At 34.5% G+C, this 17,016-nt stretch carries 14 protein-coding genes; 5 read left to right on the top strand and 9 right to left on the bottom strand.

The window, feature by feature from the left end; translation table 11 throughout:
- Positions 1-6 precede the first annotated feature (6 nt).
- Together prmA and AC1RPG_RS02070 are read right to left on the bottom strand one after the other, a co-directional pair.
- The gene (gene prmA, locus AC1RPG_RS02075) at positions 7-954 is read right to left on the bottom strand and encodes a 50S ribosomal protein L11 methyltransferase (RefSeq protein WP_481761367.1); all 948 of its coding nucleotides are present in this window, start codon (positions 952-954) and stop codon (positions 7-9) included.
- A 12-nt stretch (positions 955-966) separates the two neighbouring features.
- Entirely contained in the window at positions 967-1,455 is a 489-nt protein-coding gene (locus AC1RPG_RS02070) for a DUF3013 family protein (RefSeq protein ID WP_481761368.1), read from the bottom strand.
- A 172-nt stretch (positions 1,456-1,627) separates the two neighbouring features.
- Here AC1RPG_RS02070 and AC1RPG_RS02065 point away from each other — a divergent pair, with 172 nt between their 5' ends.
- The 5 genes from AC1RPG_RS02065 (at position 1,628) to AC1RPG_RS02045 (ending at position 8,088) form a co-directional block, all read left to right on the top strand.
- Positions 1,628-2,587, top strand: coding sequence for a nucleoside hydrolase (locus AC1RPG_RS02065; RefSeq protein WP_481761369.1), 960 nt, complete (start codon positions 1,628-1,630; stop codon positions 2,585-2,587).
- An 18-nt stretch (positions 2,588-2,605) separates the two neighbouring features.
- On the top strand, positions 2,606-2,971 hold the full coding sequence (locus AC1RPG_RS02060; RefSeq protein WP_481762403.1) for a hypothetical protein: 366 nt from the start codon (positions 2,606-2,608) through the stop codon (positions 2,969-2,971).
- A gap of 106 nt (positions 2,972-3,077) precedes the next feature.
- The gene (gntK, locus tag AC1RPG_RS02055) at positions 3,078-4,619 is read left to right on the top strand and encodes a gluconokinase (protein ID WP_481761371.1); all 1,542 of its coding nucleotides are present in this window, start codon (positions 3,078-3,080) and stop codon (positions 4,617-4,619) included.
- A gap of 21 nt (positions 4,620-4,640) precedes the next feature.
- Complete coding sequence (locus AC1RPG_RS02050) at positions 4,641-5,993, top strand: gluconate:H+ symporter (protein ID WP_481761372.1); 1,353 nt, start codon at positions 4,641-4,643, stop codon at positions 5,991-5,993.
- A 112-nt stretch (positions 5,994-6,105) separates the two neighbouring features.
- A complete protein-coding gene (locus tag AC1RPG_RS02045) occupies positions 6,106-8,088 on the top strand; it encodes a cation:proton antiporter (RefSeq protein WP_481761373.1) in 1,983 nt (660 codons plus the stop codon).
- A gap of 39 nt (positions 8,089-8,127) precedes the next feature.
- On the opposite strand, the gene lepA is transcribed toward AC1RPG_RS02045, so the two are convergent.
- The 7 genes from lepA to truB form a co-directional block, all read right to left on the bottom strand.
- Positions 8,128-9,969: a translation elongation factor 4 gene (gene lepA / locus AC1RPG_RS02040; RefSeq protein ID WP_481761374.1), complete on the bottom strand. Its 1,842-nt coding sequence runs from the start codon at positions 9,967-9,969 to the stop codon at positions 8,128-8,130.
- A 122-nt stretch (positions 9,970-10,091) separates the two neighbouring features.
- Positions 10,092-11,231, bottom strand: coding sequence for a molecular chaperone DnaJ (dnaJ, locus tag AC1RPG_RS02035; protein ID WP_481761375.1), 1,140 nt, complete (start codon positions 11,229-11,231; stop codon positions 10,092-10,094).
- A gap of 125 nt (positions 11,232-11,356) precedes the next feature.
- Positions 11,357-13,192: a molecular chaperone DnaK gene (gene dnaK / locus AC1RPG_RS02030; RefSeq protein WP_481761376.1), complete on the bottom strand. Its 1,836-nt coding sequence runs from the start codon at positions 13,190-13,192 to the stop codon at positions 11,357-11,359.
- A 25-nt stretch (positions 13,193-13,217) separates the two neighbouring features.
- The gene (gene grpE, locus AC1RPG_RS02025; RefSeq protein ID WP_481761377.1) at positions 13,218-13,814 is read right to left on the bottom strand and encodes a nucleotide exchange factor GrpE; all 597 of its coding nucleotides are present in this window, start codon (positions 13,812-13,814) and stop codon (positions 13,218-13,220) included.
- Positions 13,815-13,831: 17 nt separating this feature from the next.
- Positions 13,832-14,875 (bottom strand): heat-inducible transcriptional repressor HrcA, encoded by a 1,044-nt coding sequence (gene hrcA, locus AC1RPG_RS02020; RefSeq protein ID WP_409022460.1) that lies wholly within the window; start codon positions 14,873-14,875, stop codon positions 13,832-13,834.
- Positions 14,876-15,029: 154 nt separating this feature from the next.
- Positions 15,030-15,974: a riboflavin biosynthesis protein RibF gene (gene ribF / locus AC1RPG_RS02015; protein ID WP_481761378.1), complete on the bottom strand. Its 945-nt coding sequence runs from the start codon at positions 15,972-15,974 to the stop codon at positions 15,030-15,032.
- 16 nt (positions 15,975-15,990) lie between these two features.
- A complete protein-coding gene (gene truB, locus AC1RPG_RS02010; RefSeq protein WP_481761379.1) occupies positions 15,991-16,896 on the bottom strand; it encodes a tRNA pseudouridine(55) synthase TruB in 906 nt (301 codons plus the stop codon).
- Between the last annotated feature and the right edge of the window lie 120 nt (positions 16,897-17,016).

Here is a 17,016-nt window from a genome sequence, read left to right as displayed (position 1 = left end):
TACTACCTAACCTTCCAAATCCATTTTAACTGCAATAATTGAGAACCAGTCACCCATATTTAAAATCTGTTGTATTTCAAATCCACCAGTTACCAGTGACTCCTTGATTAAATCGACTTTATCTGCAATAATCCCAGATGTCACAAAATGGCCACCTGGATTTAAATTTCTTCTAGCTTGCGGAATTAACGGTACAATAATTTCGGACAAAATATTAGCCACAATTAAATCAACCTTATTATCAATACCATTTAGTAAATCATTAGCTGCTACATGTATCTGATTTGCAATTGGATTTAAGTTGAAATTTAATACGGCAGCATCTACTGCAATATCGTCCAAATCATACGCATCAATATGACCAACACCAAGATGTTTTGCAGCAATACTTAAAACACCTGAACCTGTTCCAACATCAATCATAGATTCATTTCCACGTATTACTTGCTCTAGTGCTACCAAAGCTAGCCGGGTTGTGGGATGTGTTCCTGTACCGAATGCTTTACCAGGGTCTAAACGTATCACTTTTTCATCAGGTTGGACCACCTGATATTTCTCCCAACTTGGTACTATTGTTAGGAATCGGGTAACTCTAACCGGATGGTAGTATTGTTGCCATTCCAATCCCCAACCTTGGTCATCCACTTCATTCAATTCAATCAGACCACGTCCCGGATTAAGTCCAAAATCAGCTAATTGATTAACCCTACTCTGTATAGTTGGCAATATTTCAGGAATAAAAATAGTTTCAGGGAAAAAGGCAGAAATCTTTGCTCCATCATTTTGGTGCTCAACTGATGTAAAATCGTTCCCGTCTAAATTATCCTGCATTAATTTTTCAAAATCTTTTGAATCATCAATTTGGACACCTTCAGCACCACTTTCAATTAAAATATTAGAAACCGCTTCTACAGCTTCACTACTTGTTGAGATACTTACTTCTGTCCATTTCAAATTGAAATCCTCCTAAAATTTTGGATAAATTAATCGCATACTTTTTTCTGTACTTTGTGCTTTTTGAATTTTTTCAAAATCGCTAGCTGACCAACTTAGTTCAAAGAATTCAGCATCATCATCATTCAAAAAATCTAACAAATCACTTTGACCATTGTCTAGTACAATTTGTAAATAGTTAATAAATGCTGCTGCCTCTGAGCGTTCCCAACCCGATTTCCCTTGAAAGGGTAATGTTGTTAAATACTCTTTTTCAACTTCCTTTGAGTCAAAACGTTCTTCATCATAGAGTAATATAGCATCCCCAAATGAAATAATGGGTAATTCTGAGTTAACACCTTCAATATCAAGAATTGCTTGTTGTGACTTATTCTCAGCATAAAATGTGAGATCTACTGTAAATGTATGATCCTTTTTCTGCCAATCTAATACAATATCACCATCAAAATCAATTTTTGGTAATTCCTTCTTTAAATAATCAAACAATGTTTCTTGTGCCATACTATCACCTCATATTTTAAATAAATTTAAATTACATCAAATTTTGTTTAGTTCTCAAAGTTTATTATAAAGCATTGCATTCATTCATGCATTAATTAAAGAGGAAAACGATAACAATTTATCGCTTTTTTTGGTAAACTAAGGTTATTAAAATATTGGGGAGGTTTTATTTATGGGAAGAAAGAAAATGATTTTGGATTTAGACACTGGTATTGACGATGCATTGGCTATTGCCTATGCTCTCGCTAGTACCGAAATTGATTTAATTGGTATTGTAGGTTCTTACGGTAACCTGCAAATGCTAGCTGGTGTTCAAAACAGTTTGAACTTACTTAATTTATTAGGTGAATCAAATATTCCAGTTTATCTCGGTGAGAAACATTCAATCACGACTCAATCTTTTGATACTTTAGAAATAAGCCAAGAAATACATGGTATGAACGGTTTAGGTGACATAAAAATCCCTAAATCAAGCCAACCATACGCCTCAGAATCTGGAATCGATTTTATTATCGATTCTGCACATGAATTTCAATCAGATTTAATTATTGTGCCTACTGGTCCATTAACGAACTTATCATTAGCCATAAAAAAAGATCCTAAAATTGAAACATTAATTGGTAAAGTCGTTTTAATGGGTGGTGCTTTAACAATCCCTGGAAATGTAACTGCCGTTGCTGAAGCAAATATTAATCAAGATCCAGAAGCCGCAAATGAAGTATTCCAAAGTAAATTGCCTATTACAATGGTAGGTCTAGACGTAACACTTAAAACACTTTTAACAAAAAAAGAAACAGAGCTATGGCGTGAAATTGACAGTCCATCAAGTCGAGCTTTCGCCGATATTGTTGATTACTATATTAACGCCTATGCAAACCTAAAAACAAATTTAGACGGCTGTGCTTTGCATGACCCCTTAGCTGTTGCCGTTGCTATAGATGCATCTTTAGTCACTACTTTACCTATCAATATGAAAGTTGACACAGAAGCGCCTTTTTCTGGACGTACAATCGGTGACGAGACACGCCTAAATTCAAATCAAGCAACAACGGTTGTCGCTGTTGCCGTTGAAACCGAAAGATTCTTATCGACTTTTATGACACGTTTATCAACTTTATTTTCAAAAAATTAAATTTAACGGAGTTTACTTATGCAATATCTCGGTCCATTCATTCTTTCCATTTGGTTTATTATGACCACTATTATTTATATTTCTACATTTACGAAAAAAAAACGTCGAAAATTTTCATATAAGTCACTTTTTTTTGGCTCGTTAGCCTGGGAAAAAAATAGTCGTAACTGGCTATTGATACTGGGACTTTTTTCGCTTATTAGTTTAAATCCTATTACAGATACATTTATCTTTTTGATGATACTTGGTGGTTACATTGCTGTTACCTCATGTTTAAACTTATTCTTACATCATGGTAATCGCCGTCAAACTATTCTAATCATTATTCTTTCCTTCTTTTTAATTTTAGCAGCATTCTATCCTTTATTATCAAATTTTAAATAAGTAAAGATAGTTGCTTTAAATTAACTCAAAGACGATAATGTAAGCGTTAACTGTAATTTTAATAAACTTTATTATTCATACTACTATTTATTCAAGGGAGATCACTATGCCACATATAATCGGTGTTGATATTGGAACAACAAGCACGAAAGCAGTTTTATACGATCTTAAAGGTACCGTAATTGAATACGCTAATATTGGTTACTCACTTTATCAAGAAGAAAATGGGATGGCTGAACAAGATCCTGATGAAATTTATGCTGCTGTAACAAAAGCAATCACTGAGGTCAATAAAAAAGCGAACTTACGCCCCACTGATTTAAAAGGCGTTTCATTTTCAGCTGCCATGCACAGTTTAATTCTACTTGATAAAAATCATAAACCGTTAACTAGATCGATTACTTGGGCTGATAACAGAGCTAGCAAGTGGAGTGATGATTTAAATGAATCAGGTGTTGGTCATGAAATTTATCTCAAAACTGGAACACCTATTCATCCTATGTCACCATTATCAAAACTAATTTGGTTAAAGAATGATAAACCAGATTTATTTAATCAGGCAGCCTATTTTGTTGGTATTAAAGATTATATTTTATATCAATTATTTGATCGACTTGTTATTGATCATTCTTTAGCGTCAGCTACAGGCTTATTCAATATTTTTAATTTAGATTGGGATAAGCAAGCATTATCTGTAACTGGTGTCACACCTGAACAGTTACCAGAACTAGTTGAAACAACGTACCAACTATCCGGACTAAATACTGAATTTTCTAAAATAACTGGTATCCAACGTGATGTTCCTTTTATTGTTGGTGCAAGTGATGGTGTTCTATCAAACCTTGGTGTTAATGCTATCGAACCGGGTGTTGCGGCTGTCACAATTGGTACGAGTGGTGCCGTTAGAATGGTTATCGATCACCCTGTTACAGATCCTAAAGGTAGACTATTCTGTTATGCGCTCGCCAAAAATAAATGGGTCATTGGTGGGCCAGTTAACAATGGCGGTATCGTCTTCCGCTGGTTGCGCGATGAGATATTTACACCCGAAAAAATTACTGCTGAACAAATGAAAATTGATCCCTATGAAGTCATCACTCAAATTGCAGAAAAGGTTCCTGCCGGTTCCGATGGACTCCTCTTCCACCCCTATCTTGGTGGCGAACGGGCACCACTCTGGGATGCTAATGCTAGAGGTTCATTCTTTGGTTTAACACGTCAACATACACGTGCGCATATGGCTCGAGCTGTACTTGAAGGGATCGTTTTCAATTTAGACATGGTCATGTTAGCACTAACTGAAATTGCTGGGAAACCCACTAGAATCCAAGCAACAGGTGGTTTTGCCCAATCATCTTTATGGCGACAATTATTAGCCGATATTTTTGAACAAGAAGTTACAATTCCTGAAAGTTTTGAAAGTTCTTGTCTTGGCGCAGCTGTCTTAGGAATGCAAAGTTTACATTTAATTGCTGATCTATCTGCTGTTGAAAATATGATTGGTTCCATGCATGTCCACCAACCACAAAAAGAAAACTTTGAAGTATATCGTGAGCTATTACCTATATTTGTTCGAGTAAGTAGGTCATTAAGCGCTGAATATAAAAATATTGCTGATTTCCAGCGGAAACATTATCATCAAATCTAGTTTCATTGGGGGAAAGTTACTATGCCACTTTTAATTGTTTTTATTGGGATTCTCTTTTTACTTTTATTAATCATTAAATTTAAATTAAATACATTTGTTTCATTAATTATCACATCATTTGTTGTTGCCATTGGATTAGGGATGCCTTTAGATAAAATCACGACTTCTATCGAAAATGGTATTGGTAGTCAATTAGGTCATTTATCCTTAGTCTTCGGTTTTGGTGCTATGCTAGGTAAACTGGTTGCTGATTCAGGTGGTGCTTATCGGATTGCGACTACTTTAATTAACCGATTTGGTCGAAAATGGATTCAATTAGCAGTCGTACTTGCATCATTCATTATTGGTATTGCATTATTTTTCGAAGTTGGTATTGTTTTATTGATCCCAATCGTTTTTGCGATTGCTACGGAATTAGGAATTTCAGTTTTATATCTTGGGATTCCCATGGCAGCTGCACTTTCAGTTACTCATGGCTTTTTACCACCTCACCCCGCCCCAACTGCAATTGCATCAGCACTAAATGCTAATGTAGGGATGGTTCTTATTTACGGATTACTATTAGCTATTCCGGTAACATTGATTGCCGGTCCACTTTTCGCTATGATTGCAAAAAAATATATTCCTTCGGCATTTAAGCAAAAAGGAAATTTAAGCGCATTAGGAACACAAAAAGAATTTAAACTTGAAGATACACCTAGTTTTGCAATGAGTACTTTGACATCTTTATTTCCCGTTGTAATTATGGCTATTTCAACAGTTTACGACATGATTATTAATAAAGGGATAACACCAAAGAACCCTAACTCTATAGATTCCTTTTTCATGTTCGTTGGGTCTCCTGGCGTTGCCATGCTGCTCTCCCTTCTGTTCGCTATCTATTCAATGGGTATTGCCCGAAAGATCCCAGTCAAAGATATTATGGCTTCTCTTGAAGTTGCCATTAAACAAATTGCAATGCTACTCTTAATCATTGGTGGTGGAGGTGCATTTAAGCAAGTTCTTGTTGATGGTGGTGTCGCAGATGTTATCTCAAGAATGTTTGAATCCTCATCGTTATCACCATTATTGTTAGGCTGGTTAATTGCTGCACTTCTTAGAATTTCTCTTGGTTCTGCAACAGTTGCTGCATTAACAGCTGCCGGTCTAGTCAGTGGTTTAATAGCTGGGTCAGGCGTTGATCCTGCATTAATGGTTATCGCCATTGGTTCAGGTAGTTTAATTGCATCTCACGTAAACGATGCTGGTTTCTGGATGATTAAAGAATATTTTGATCTAACCGTTAAAGAAACACTCGCAACGTGGACCGTTCTTGAAACAGTCGTCTCTGTTTCAGGGCTCGGTGGTGTTATGCTTATTAACTTATTCGTATAAATTAATAAAAGGCTAAGTTATTTTAGATAACTTAGCCTTTTATTATGTTGTTAAATTTAGACATGTGTTAAAATAGACACCATTCTAAATTGAAATTATTGGAGGCAATATTATGGATTCACTATCTGCTATCTTATTATTACTTGGTGGCGTGGTTATCGCAAATGTGATTGCTGTTAAGTTTCCAAAAGTTCCACAAGCTTTTTATCAAATTGGTATAGGATTAGCGCTTTCTTTATTACCAAATTTCCAACATTTCGAACTTAACCCAGAATTATTTTTTATGATAATCGTTGCACCTATTATTTTCAATGAAGCCCAAAATACATCTAGAAGAGCATTAGCTAGAAATATTTTAACGACGCTTTCATTAGCCATCATTTTAGTTGGTGCAACAATAATTGTCACTGGGTTTTTAGTTCACTCAGTCTTACCTGATTTATCACTTGCCTTAGCATTTGCGTTAGCAGCGATTGTCACACCCACAGATACAGTAGCAGTATCTTCAGTGACAAAAAATTTACCGATTCCTGAGTCAATGATGAATATATTGGAAAATGAATCCTTGTTTAATGATGCATCTGGTATTGTTGGTCTTAGTTTAGCATTAACTGCTTTCTCTTCAGGTACTTTTTCTATGAACGAAGGTCTAAGTGCTTTTAGCACATCATTTTTTGGTGGACTCTTAATTGGTGCATTTTTAGGATTAGTATTCGTTAAAATAAGGTTAACGTTACTAAATTGGCACATCGAAGATACAGCAATTATGATTCCAATTGAAATAATAACTCCTTTTTTAATTTATTTTATATCTGAAGAATTAGGTTGTTCAGGTATTTTAGCAGTCGTTGCTGCCGGTTTAATTCATGGTGTTCAAAAAGATCGTTTACGGTTATCTTCAACTAAATTACAATTTATATCAAGTAGTATTTGGAAAGTACTTACAGATGCTTTAAATGGGTTTGTTTTTGTAGTTCTAGGTTTAACATTGCCTACTGTTACCTCGGATTTATTAAAAAGCTCAGGATTTAATTCACTAATTTTACTTGTTATTAGTATTGGTATTTACTTTATTATGACACTAATGCGTTTTCTATGGTCCCACTTCCTATTAAAAAATTTATCAACAAAAGACGATTTTACATTTGCCCTAAGTGGAATTCACGGAACAATTACACTATCCATGGCATACTCATTACCATTAGTAACTGTTTCAGGAATTGAATTCCCTATGAGAAATGAAATCATTTTTATAGCTGCATTAGTTATATTAATTAGCATGTTAGTTCCTACTTTCCTACTACCGCACTTAATTACCAAAAAGAATGAGATTACTATTTTAGAAAATATTGGTGAAATTCGTTCTAAGATGGTTATTTACACTGTTGAACAACTTAATGTCACAAATATTCCTAGTCCAGAAAGACAAACAGTAATTGAAACGCTATATAACCAACAAAATTTTTTAAAACGGCCTAAAAAGAGTGATTTTTATGACCTATTAGAAAAAACACAAGAAATTGAAGAAAATATTTTGCATGAATTATTATCGAGTGGTCAGGTTTCTGAAAAAACTGGTTCTTGGTACGAAAAGTATCTTGCTACAACTTATCAATCAACCCGTGGATTTTCACTTAAACATCTCATAATACACTTGAAATTCTATTCACTTCATTTATTTAAACATTTTGCTATTAAGAAAGGCGAAAAAGCGCTATCTCAGGTTACTGAAAATCAAAAAAATACTTTCAAAAAATATTATAATAATACAAAAGATGACTTTATTTTAATGGAGGAATCTAGTTATCAGGCAGCAATTACTTATTTAACCTCTATTACCACTGTTGACAATTCAATGGCCGTTACTCTGGTTAGACAATTTTTATCAGTTAGACACAGAAGAATGTTTTCAAATGAGACTGAACTTATCTTACAAAATAATATTTTTATAAATGCCTTTCAATTAGAATATAATTTTGTTCAACTTCAATTAGAACAAAAATTAATCACCCCTGCAACGGCAAATCTGTTAAGAGAACAAATTTCATACGATGAGATGGTTTACATGCAAAATAATGAAGCATACTTATCATAAAAAAAACGACAACCAGACTTTTCCGGTTGTCGTTTTTACTTATTTTTTCTTAGATTCTTCATCTTCATCAATTTTCAAGACTGCCATAAATGCTTCTTGTGGAATCTCAACATTACCAACTTGTTTCATTCGTTTCTTACCAGCTTTTTGTTTTTCCAAAAGTTTCATACGGCGTGTTCGATCTCCACCATACAATTTAGCTGTAACATCCTTACGGTATGCTTTAATATTTGTTCTTGCAATAATTTTTTGTCCAGCAGCAGCTTGAACTGGAATTTCAAACATTTGGCGCGGAATTAATGATCTTAATTTATTGACGATACCTTTTCCACGTTCAAAAGAAAAATCACGATGAACAATAAAACTCAATGCATCAACTGCTTCACCATTCAACAAGATATCAACTTTAATTAAATCACTTGGACGGTAACCCTCTTCTTCATAATCCAGGGATGCATATCCACGTGTATTAGATTTTAATTTATCAAAGAAATCAAAGATAATTTCTGATAAAGGCATATGATAAATAATATTTACACGGAATTCATCTAAGTAATCCATCGTCTCAAAAACACCACGTTTTTTTTGACAAAGTTCCATGACTGCTCCAACATATTCATTAGGTACCATAATACTTGCTTTCACATAAGGTTCGTTAATTTGCTTAATTGATGATGGTTCTGGCATTTCAGAAGGGTTAGAAACAATTATTTTCTCACCATCAGTTAAATCAACATGATAAATTACAGATGGTGCCGTTGTAATCAAATCTAACCCAGATTCACGTTCTAACCGCTCTTGGACAACATCCATGTGTAATAACCCTAAAAATCCACAACGGAACCCAAATCCTAGTGCTTGTGACGTTTCTGGTTCAAATTGTAAAGCAGCATCATTTAATTGTAATCTTTCAAGTGCCTCACGTAATTCATTATATTTTGAATTATCTACGGGATATAACCCACAATAAACCATAGGATTAATTGCACGGTAACCATCTAGTGCTTCAGTTGCTGGATTGTCAGCTGAAGTTACTGTATCACCAACTCGTGTATCTCGAATATCTTTAATTGCCGCTGTAACATACCCAACATCTCCGGCCATTAAAAAATCACGATTAACTGCTTTGGGTGACATAACCCCAACTTCAGTCACTTCATATTTTTTCTTACTATTCATTAATTCAATTGTGTCGCCAGGTTTTACAACACCGTCAACCACCCGAATACTCAAAACAACGCCACGGTAACTATCATAGATTGAATCAAAAATTAAAGCTTTCAATGGTTTTTTTAAATCACCATTTGGTGCAGGAATTTTCGTTACAATCTGTTCCAGCATCTCTTCAATACCAATACCATTTTTAGCACTTGCCAGAACGGCATCAGAGGCATCTAATCCGATAACATCTTCAATTTCTTTTTTTACCATTTCAACATTAGCAGATGGTAAGTCAATTTTATTAATAACTGGTAAAATCTCCAAATCATCATCAATCGCTAAATAAACGTTTGCGAGTGTCTGTGCCTCAACACCTTGAGCAGCGTCTACAACAAGTACAGCACCTTCACAAGCCGCCAAACTCCTTGAAACTTCATAAGTGAAATCAACATGTCCTGGTGTATCAATTAAATGAAAGATATATGTTTCACCATCTTTAGCAAGATAATGTAATTCAACCGCATTTAATTTAATTGTAATTCCACGTTCTCGTTCAAGATCCATCGAATCGAGTAATTGATTTTGCATCTCACGTTTAGTAACTGTATCAGTCATCTCGAGGATACGATCCGCAAGTGTGGATTTTCCATGATCAATATGTGCTACAATCGAAAAGTTTCGAATATGTTTTTGTCTATCTTGCATTTCTTCAAAATCCATTAATAGCGTCCTACTTTCTTGTTTCTATCTCTTCTGATTATAACAATCAACGCTACTAAACACAATTACAGTTCGCATACAAAAAAATAGAATCATCTTAGAAGACGATTCTATTTTTAACTTTATTTCTTATTTTTAAATTGATCTTTTAACTTATCAAATAAATTACCTTCGCCAACAACGTTTTTACCGCTAGCTGTAGCAAATTCTTTCAAAGCATCTTTTTGTTCTTTTTTAAGATTACGAGGTGTTTCAATATTAACCGTCACTTCTTGATCACCATTACCCTTACCATGTAATTTAGGCGCACCCTTATCACGTAATCTGAAAGTCGTTCCAGTCTGTGTTCCAGCGGGAATCTTCATTTTTACATCTCCATGAACGGTTGGAACCGTTACTTCGTCGCCCAATGCAGCTTGGACAAAGCTAATTGGAACATCAATGTAAATATCAGGACCTTCACGGTCAAATGTGCCACTAGCCTGAACTCTAAAGATAATGTATAAATCTCCATAAGGTCCACTATTTTCACCAGATTCACCTTGTCCTTGAAGACGCATCTGTTGACCATCTTCAACACCAGCAGGAACAGTTACTTTAACTTCATGTCTTTCATCAATATGGCCTGATCCATGACATGTATCACATTTTTCTTTAATCTCTTTACCTGTACCATGACAAATATCACATTCTTGTTCAGTCATCATGTTTCCAAGTGGCGTACGACGCTCAACTTGGATAGTACCTCGACCACCACATTTATGACATGTAATTGGAGAAGTTCCAGGTTTTGCTCCAGAACCAGAACAAGTAGCACATAGACTTTTACGATTGTATTTAATTGTTGATTCTTTACCAAAAACACCTTCATTAAATGTCAATGTCATCTCGTATTGCAAATCACGACCTGCTCGTGGAGCGGTTGGATCTTGGGAAGCACCACCACCGCCGAAAAATGAACTGAAAATATCTTCAAATCCACCGCCGCCAAATCCACCTTGTTGTCCTTGACCACCAAATCCTCGGTAAGCACCACCTTGAGACCCAGCTGAACCATATTGATCGTATTCAGCTTTCTTTTGTGGATCACCAACTGTTTCATATGCTTCAGTGATTTCTTTAAATTTATCTTCGGCACCAGCATCCTTATTAATATCCGGATGATATTGTTTAGATAACTTACGATACGCTTTTTTTATTTCTTCAGGTGACGAATCTTTAGTCACACCAAGTACATTATATGGATCTTTGTTCTCTGCCATTCCGTACCTCCGAATAACCTTTTTGGTTTTTATTGCTCTAAATAGGATAACATGTCTAACATGAAATAAAAAGCCAAAGTCCCAAAGGCCTTTGACTTTCTATCACACTCAAAATTTAGTAAAGATTACTTCTTATCTTCAGGGTTAACTTCTTCGAAGTCACCATCGACAGTTTCATCTTTAGGGTCTTTAGCCGTGCCTTCAGCACCAGCTTCACCTTGAGCTTCTTGTGCTTGTTGATACAATTTAACAGTTAAGTCTTGAACAATTTTATTCAATTCATCTTTCTTAACTTTCATATCTTCAACATTGTTATCTTCTTGAGCTTTCTTCAAAGCATCACGAGCATCTTCAGCAGATTTAATTTCTTCTTCAGTTACTTTACCTTTTAATTCTTCCAAAGTTTTATCAACTGAGAATAATAATTGATCAACTTCATTCTTCAAATCAACTTCTTCTTTACGTGCCTTATCTGCTTCTTCGTTTTCTTTAGCTTCATTAACCATGCGTTCGATTTCGTCTTCTGCAAGACCACCTGAACTCTTGATTGTAATTTTTTGTTCTTTGTTTGTGCCTAAATCTTTAGCAGAAACGTTAACAATACCATTTTTATCAATATCAAATTTAACTTCAATTTGAGGGATTCCACGAGGTGCAGCAGGAATATCATTTAATTGGAAACGGCCTAATGTTTTATTATCAGTAGCCATTGGACGTTCACCTTGTAAGACATGGATATCAACGGCAGGTTGGTTATCTGCAGCTGTTGAGAACGTTTGTGACTTGCTTGTTGGGATCGTTGTATTACGATCAATTAACTTAGTAAAGACGCTACCCATTGTTTCAATACCCAATGAAAGTGGTGTTACATCAAGTAAAACAACATCCTTAACATCACCAGTAATGACACCACCTTGAATTGCAGCACCAAGTGCAACAGCTTCATCAGGGTTAACTGATTGGTTAGGTTTGTGATCTGTTTCTTTTTCAACTAATGCTTGAACAGCAGGAATACGTGTTGAACCACCAACCAAGATAACTTGATCAATATCAGCATTTGTTAATCCAGCATCTTTTAAAGCATTTTGAACTGGAATACGTGTACGTTCAACTAAGTCTTGTGTAAGATTATCAAATTTTGCACGTGATAATGTTGCTTCTAAATGTAAAGGTCCAGCAGCACCGGCTGTAATAAATGGTAAGCTAATTTGTGCACTAGTAACACCAGATACATCTTTTTTAGCTTTTTCAGCAGCATCTTTAAGACGTTGCATTGCCATTTTATCTTTTGATAAGTCAATACCATTTTCTTTTTTGAAGGTCTCAACTAACCAGTCCATGATTTTTTGATCAAAATCATCTCCACCAAGTTTAGTATCACCGTTTGTTGATAGTACTTCAAAGACACCATCACCTAATTCAAGGATAGAAACATCAAATGTACCACCACCTAAATCGAATACAAGGATTTTTTCATCTTTTTCAGTATTTTCAAGACCATATGCTAAAGCAGCAGCAGTAGGTTCGTTAACAATACGTTCAACTTCTAAACCGGCAATTTTACCAGCATCTTTTGTAGCTTGACGTTGTGAATCGTTAAAGTAAGCAGGAACTGTAATAACAGCTTGTGTTACTGATTCGCCTAAGTAAGCTTCAGAATATTCTTTGATGTATTGTAAAATCATAGCAGAAACTTCTTGTGGTGTGTATGATTTTCCTTGAATATCTACTTTGTAGCCTTCTTCTCCCATGTGACGTTTAATTGATGCAACAGTATCAGGGTTTGTGATTGCTTGGCGTTTAGCAACTTCACCAACTTGAGTTTCGCCATCTTTAAATGAAACAACAGATGGTGTTGTACGATTTCCTTCTGGGTTTGTAATAATTTTTGCTTCTTTACCTTCTAACACAGCAACAGCTGAGTTAGTTGTTCCTAAATCAATTCCTATAATTTTTGCCATAATTTATCTACCTCTTCTTATATTATTATTGAGCGACAACGACCATTGCTGGACGTAACACTCTATCTTTTAATTTATATCCTTTTTGAAGGACTTGAACAATTGTATCTGCTTTTTGATCATCAGAAGCTGGAACTGTTTGAACTGCTTGGTGAACATTTGGATCAAAAGTAACGTCATCAGTTGCAATTTCTATAACGTCATTATTAGTTAATGCTTTTTGTGCATCTTTATAAACTAATTCAATACCTTTTTTAAGTTGTTCGCCACTCTCAGTGTCAACCTCAATTGCCAATGCTCGTTCCAAATTATCGATAACTGGTAGAACATCTTTAGCTAATGATTGCCCGCTATACTTTAAGAGTTGTTCTTGTTCTTTCTTAAAGCGTGTATTCATATTTGCCATTTCGGCTTCTGCTCGTAAATATTTATCTTCCATTGTGTCTAAACTAGCTTGTAACTCAACTAATTTATCTGCATCAGAAGGCTTTTTACTAAATTTTTCTTTTACTTTATCAGTAACAGAACTTTTTTTCTCATTTTGATTAGTTGCTTCACTAGACTGATGTTGCTCTTGTGTAACATCTTCTTCAACTAAATCTTCTTTGGCATCTTTAACCACACACAACACCCCTTTTCTTATTTATCAAATTGTTGATAATAATCTAACAATTTTTTAGCAAGCTCATCACTAAATGCATCTAATAAACCAATCATTTTTGAATATGGCATATTTGTAGGACCCAATAATGCGATAACCCCTTGACCATGGTCACTAACATCATAACTAGCTGATATAAGACTATAGTTATCAAGTAATTGGTTCGTTAATTCCTCACCAATTTTAATTTGAATAGGTTTACCTTGAATTCCAATTAATTCACCAATATTCTTGTTATTTGATGTGTCTACTAAATCATATAATGATTTTAATTCATCCACGTTACTATCGGTAGCAAAATCTAATATATTAGATTTACCGCCAACAAAAACTTGTTCACGTGCTGCCTGCTTTAAAATATTACCAAAAATATCTAAAATACCAGCTGGCCTACGCATATAATTAACCAACATAACTGGGATACTTGTTCTTAACTTCTTAGAAATTTCAGCTAATGACAACCCAATTAATTGGTCATTCAACAACCTTGTTACGGCTTCTAAATCTGATCCGTTAATCGATTTAGGAATACTGAATGTCTGATTCTCAACAACGCCACTACTCATCACAAGAATAGCCATAATTCGATGATTTCCTAATGGTACTAATCGAAAACCTTCGAGACGACTTTCCATTGTTTCAGGTCGTAAAGAAATCGCTGTATAATTTGTTAAGTCCGAAAGAATCTTAGTTGATTCTGCAAATATTTCATCAATCTTTTGAAAATGAACACCAAGAGAATTTTGAATATTCGCTAATTCCGCTGCTGGAACAACGCCGGGTTTAACAATGTGATCAACATAATATCGATAACCTAAAAATGAAGGAATTCTACCAGAAGAAGAATGTGTTTTTTTAATTAACCCATTATTTTCCAATGTCACCATTTCATTTCTGATAGTTGCTGAACTTACATGCATTGGTAAAAAATCAACGACCGATTTAGAACCAACAGGTTGACCAACCTCTGTATATACTCTGACAATTGCTTCTAACACTAACATTTGTCTTTCTGTTAGCATGATCAATCACCTCTTTTTAGCACTTAACACAATGGAGTGCTAAGACAACTATTAATATACTAAATGTTGAGATTATTGTCAAGGAATGCACTCACTTTTTTAAAGAAAATGGCTGACTAAATATATCCTATTTAGTCAGCCATTAAACCAATACTTATATGTGTTGGTCAAAATAAGTATTAGTATTTTTTTTATCTTTATTTAATTGCGTAATTAATCCAGGAATACCTTCAAATTTAACTTCACTTCTCAAATATGCTAACCATTGAACCGTAACAATTTGGCCATAAATCATCTCGTTGAAATCAAATAAATTTATTTCGACCGTTAATTCACGATTTTTTCCAAACGTTACGTTGTAGCCAATAGATGCCATCCCACGATACCAGACATCACCAACCTGAACGCTAGTCACATATATTCCGGGTCCCGGAATTCGAATGTGTTCATTGAATTCTAAATTTAATGTTGGAAAGCCAAGTTCTCTACCTCTAGCTTCACCGTGAACAACTTTACCAAGTGTTTCATATTTATAGCCCAATAACTTATTAACATCGCTAATATGTCCGTTATCAATTTCCATTCTAATTCGAGATGAACTTATCTTTTGATGATTCGTCGCTAATTCAGGCACAGTAATAATTTCAAATTTTTGATTAGCATATAAAGGTAGTGTATCCATATTTGCGATATCTTTTTTACCATACGTATAATCAAATCCTGCAACTACTACCTTTACATGCAATGCAACCATATATTTATCGACAAAATCTTGTGGTTCCATTTTTGCTAAACTATTATTTAGCGTTAAAATATAAAAAATATCAACGCCTAATTGCTTCATTAATAATATTTTTTTTTCCATAGACGTTAAATATTTTACACTTTGTTCGGGTGCTTTTTGAAATTGTACTGACGGATGCTTATCAAATGTCATTACTGCAAGTTTAATATTTTTTTCGTTAGCTTTTTGCTTAGCTTCTTGTATTACTTTTTGATGTCCTAAATGAACACCGTCAAAAAAACCCATAGCAAGTGAAATAGAATCATTACTAATTTCGTTAGGGTTATACGGTTCAGTTAAATAAATAACTTTCATGTTCCAATATCTTCCTTTATCCTAAATCAAACATTGTCTCAGACTGATAACGATTTTTTTCACTATTCAATCTGTATAAACATCTAATTTTATTTTCATAAACTAGAGAAACTGTTGGCTCATTATTAAACGAATCAACTGCTAAAAATCCACCATTTTGGACAATAAGCCACTGTTCAGTTGTTAATTCATACCTTTTAAATGATGTTAGCGCTGTATCAATTGGATATAACAACGATTCTAACGTCCCATTGACTTTAGCCTCATTTAATTGGTCCAGGGTAAACGCCTTATCAATTCTAAAACCGCCGCTTTCCAGTCTAGTCAGGTCGGACATAACTGCAGGTACACCTAATTTTTTACCGAGATCAACAGCTAGCGTCCTAACATAGGTCCCTTTTCCACATGCAACTTCAAAATAAATTTTTTGTCTTTTATTTTCTAAATCATATTCTGTAGCTTTCGTTTGAATAAATGAAGTCACCGTTATTTGTCTTTCTGGACGTTCCACTGTTTCACCTTTACGAGCGTAATCATATAAGCGACGTCCGTTTACTTTAACAGCTGAGAACATTGGTGGAATTTGAATCATTGTACCTGTCATCTGGTTCATAACATCATCAATTTCTTCCGATGTGAAAGGATCTATAATCTCTTTTTCTTCGATTATTTCGCCATCTAAATCTTCAGTTTCTGTAGAGAAACCAAGTGTTATTTCACCCGCATATACTTTGCCAGAATTCATCAAATAGTTTACTGTTTTTGTCGCTTTACCAATACAAATCGGTAGAACACCATCAACATTTGGATCAAGAGTACCTGAATGACCAACTTTTTTGGTTTGAAAAATGCCACGACACTTAAAAACACAATCATGACTGGTCATACCACGTTCTTTGAATAGTGGAATAATTCCGTCCATTGTCTTACCTCCGTTAATATACTTTTAACAGTATATCATAATCAGTAAAACAAGGGATATCGATTCTAATTTTTATAAATATTGAAATTTCTATTTAAGAGATAACTATCTATCATCATT

The organism is Dellaglioa sp. CoH-57-MRSF-18 (assembly GCF_056781995.1).
Note: the sequence above shows the minus strand (reverse complement) of the source record. Positions and strands in the feature narration are given on the sequence as shown.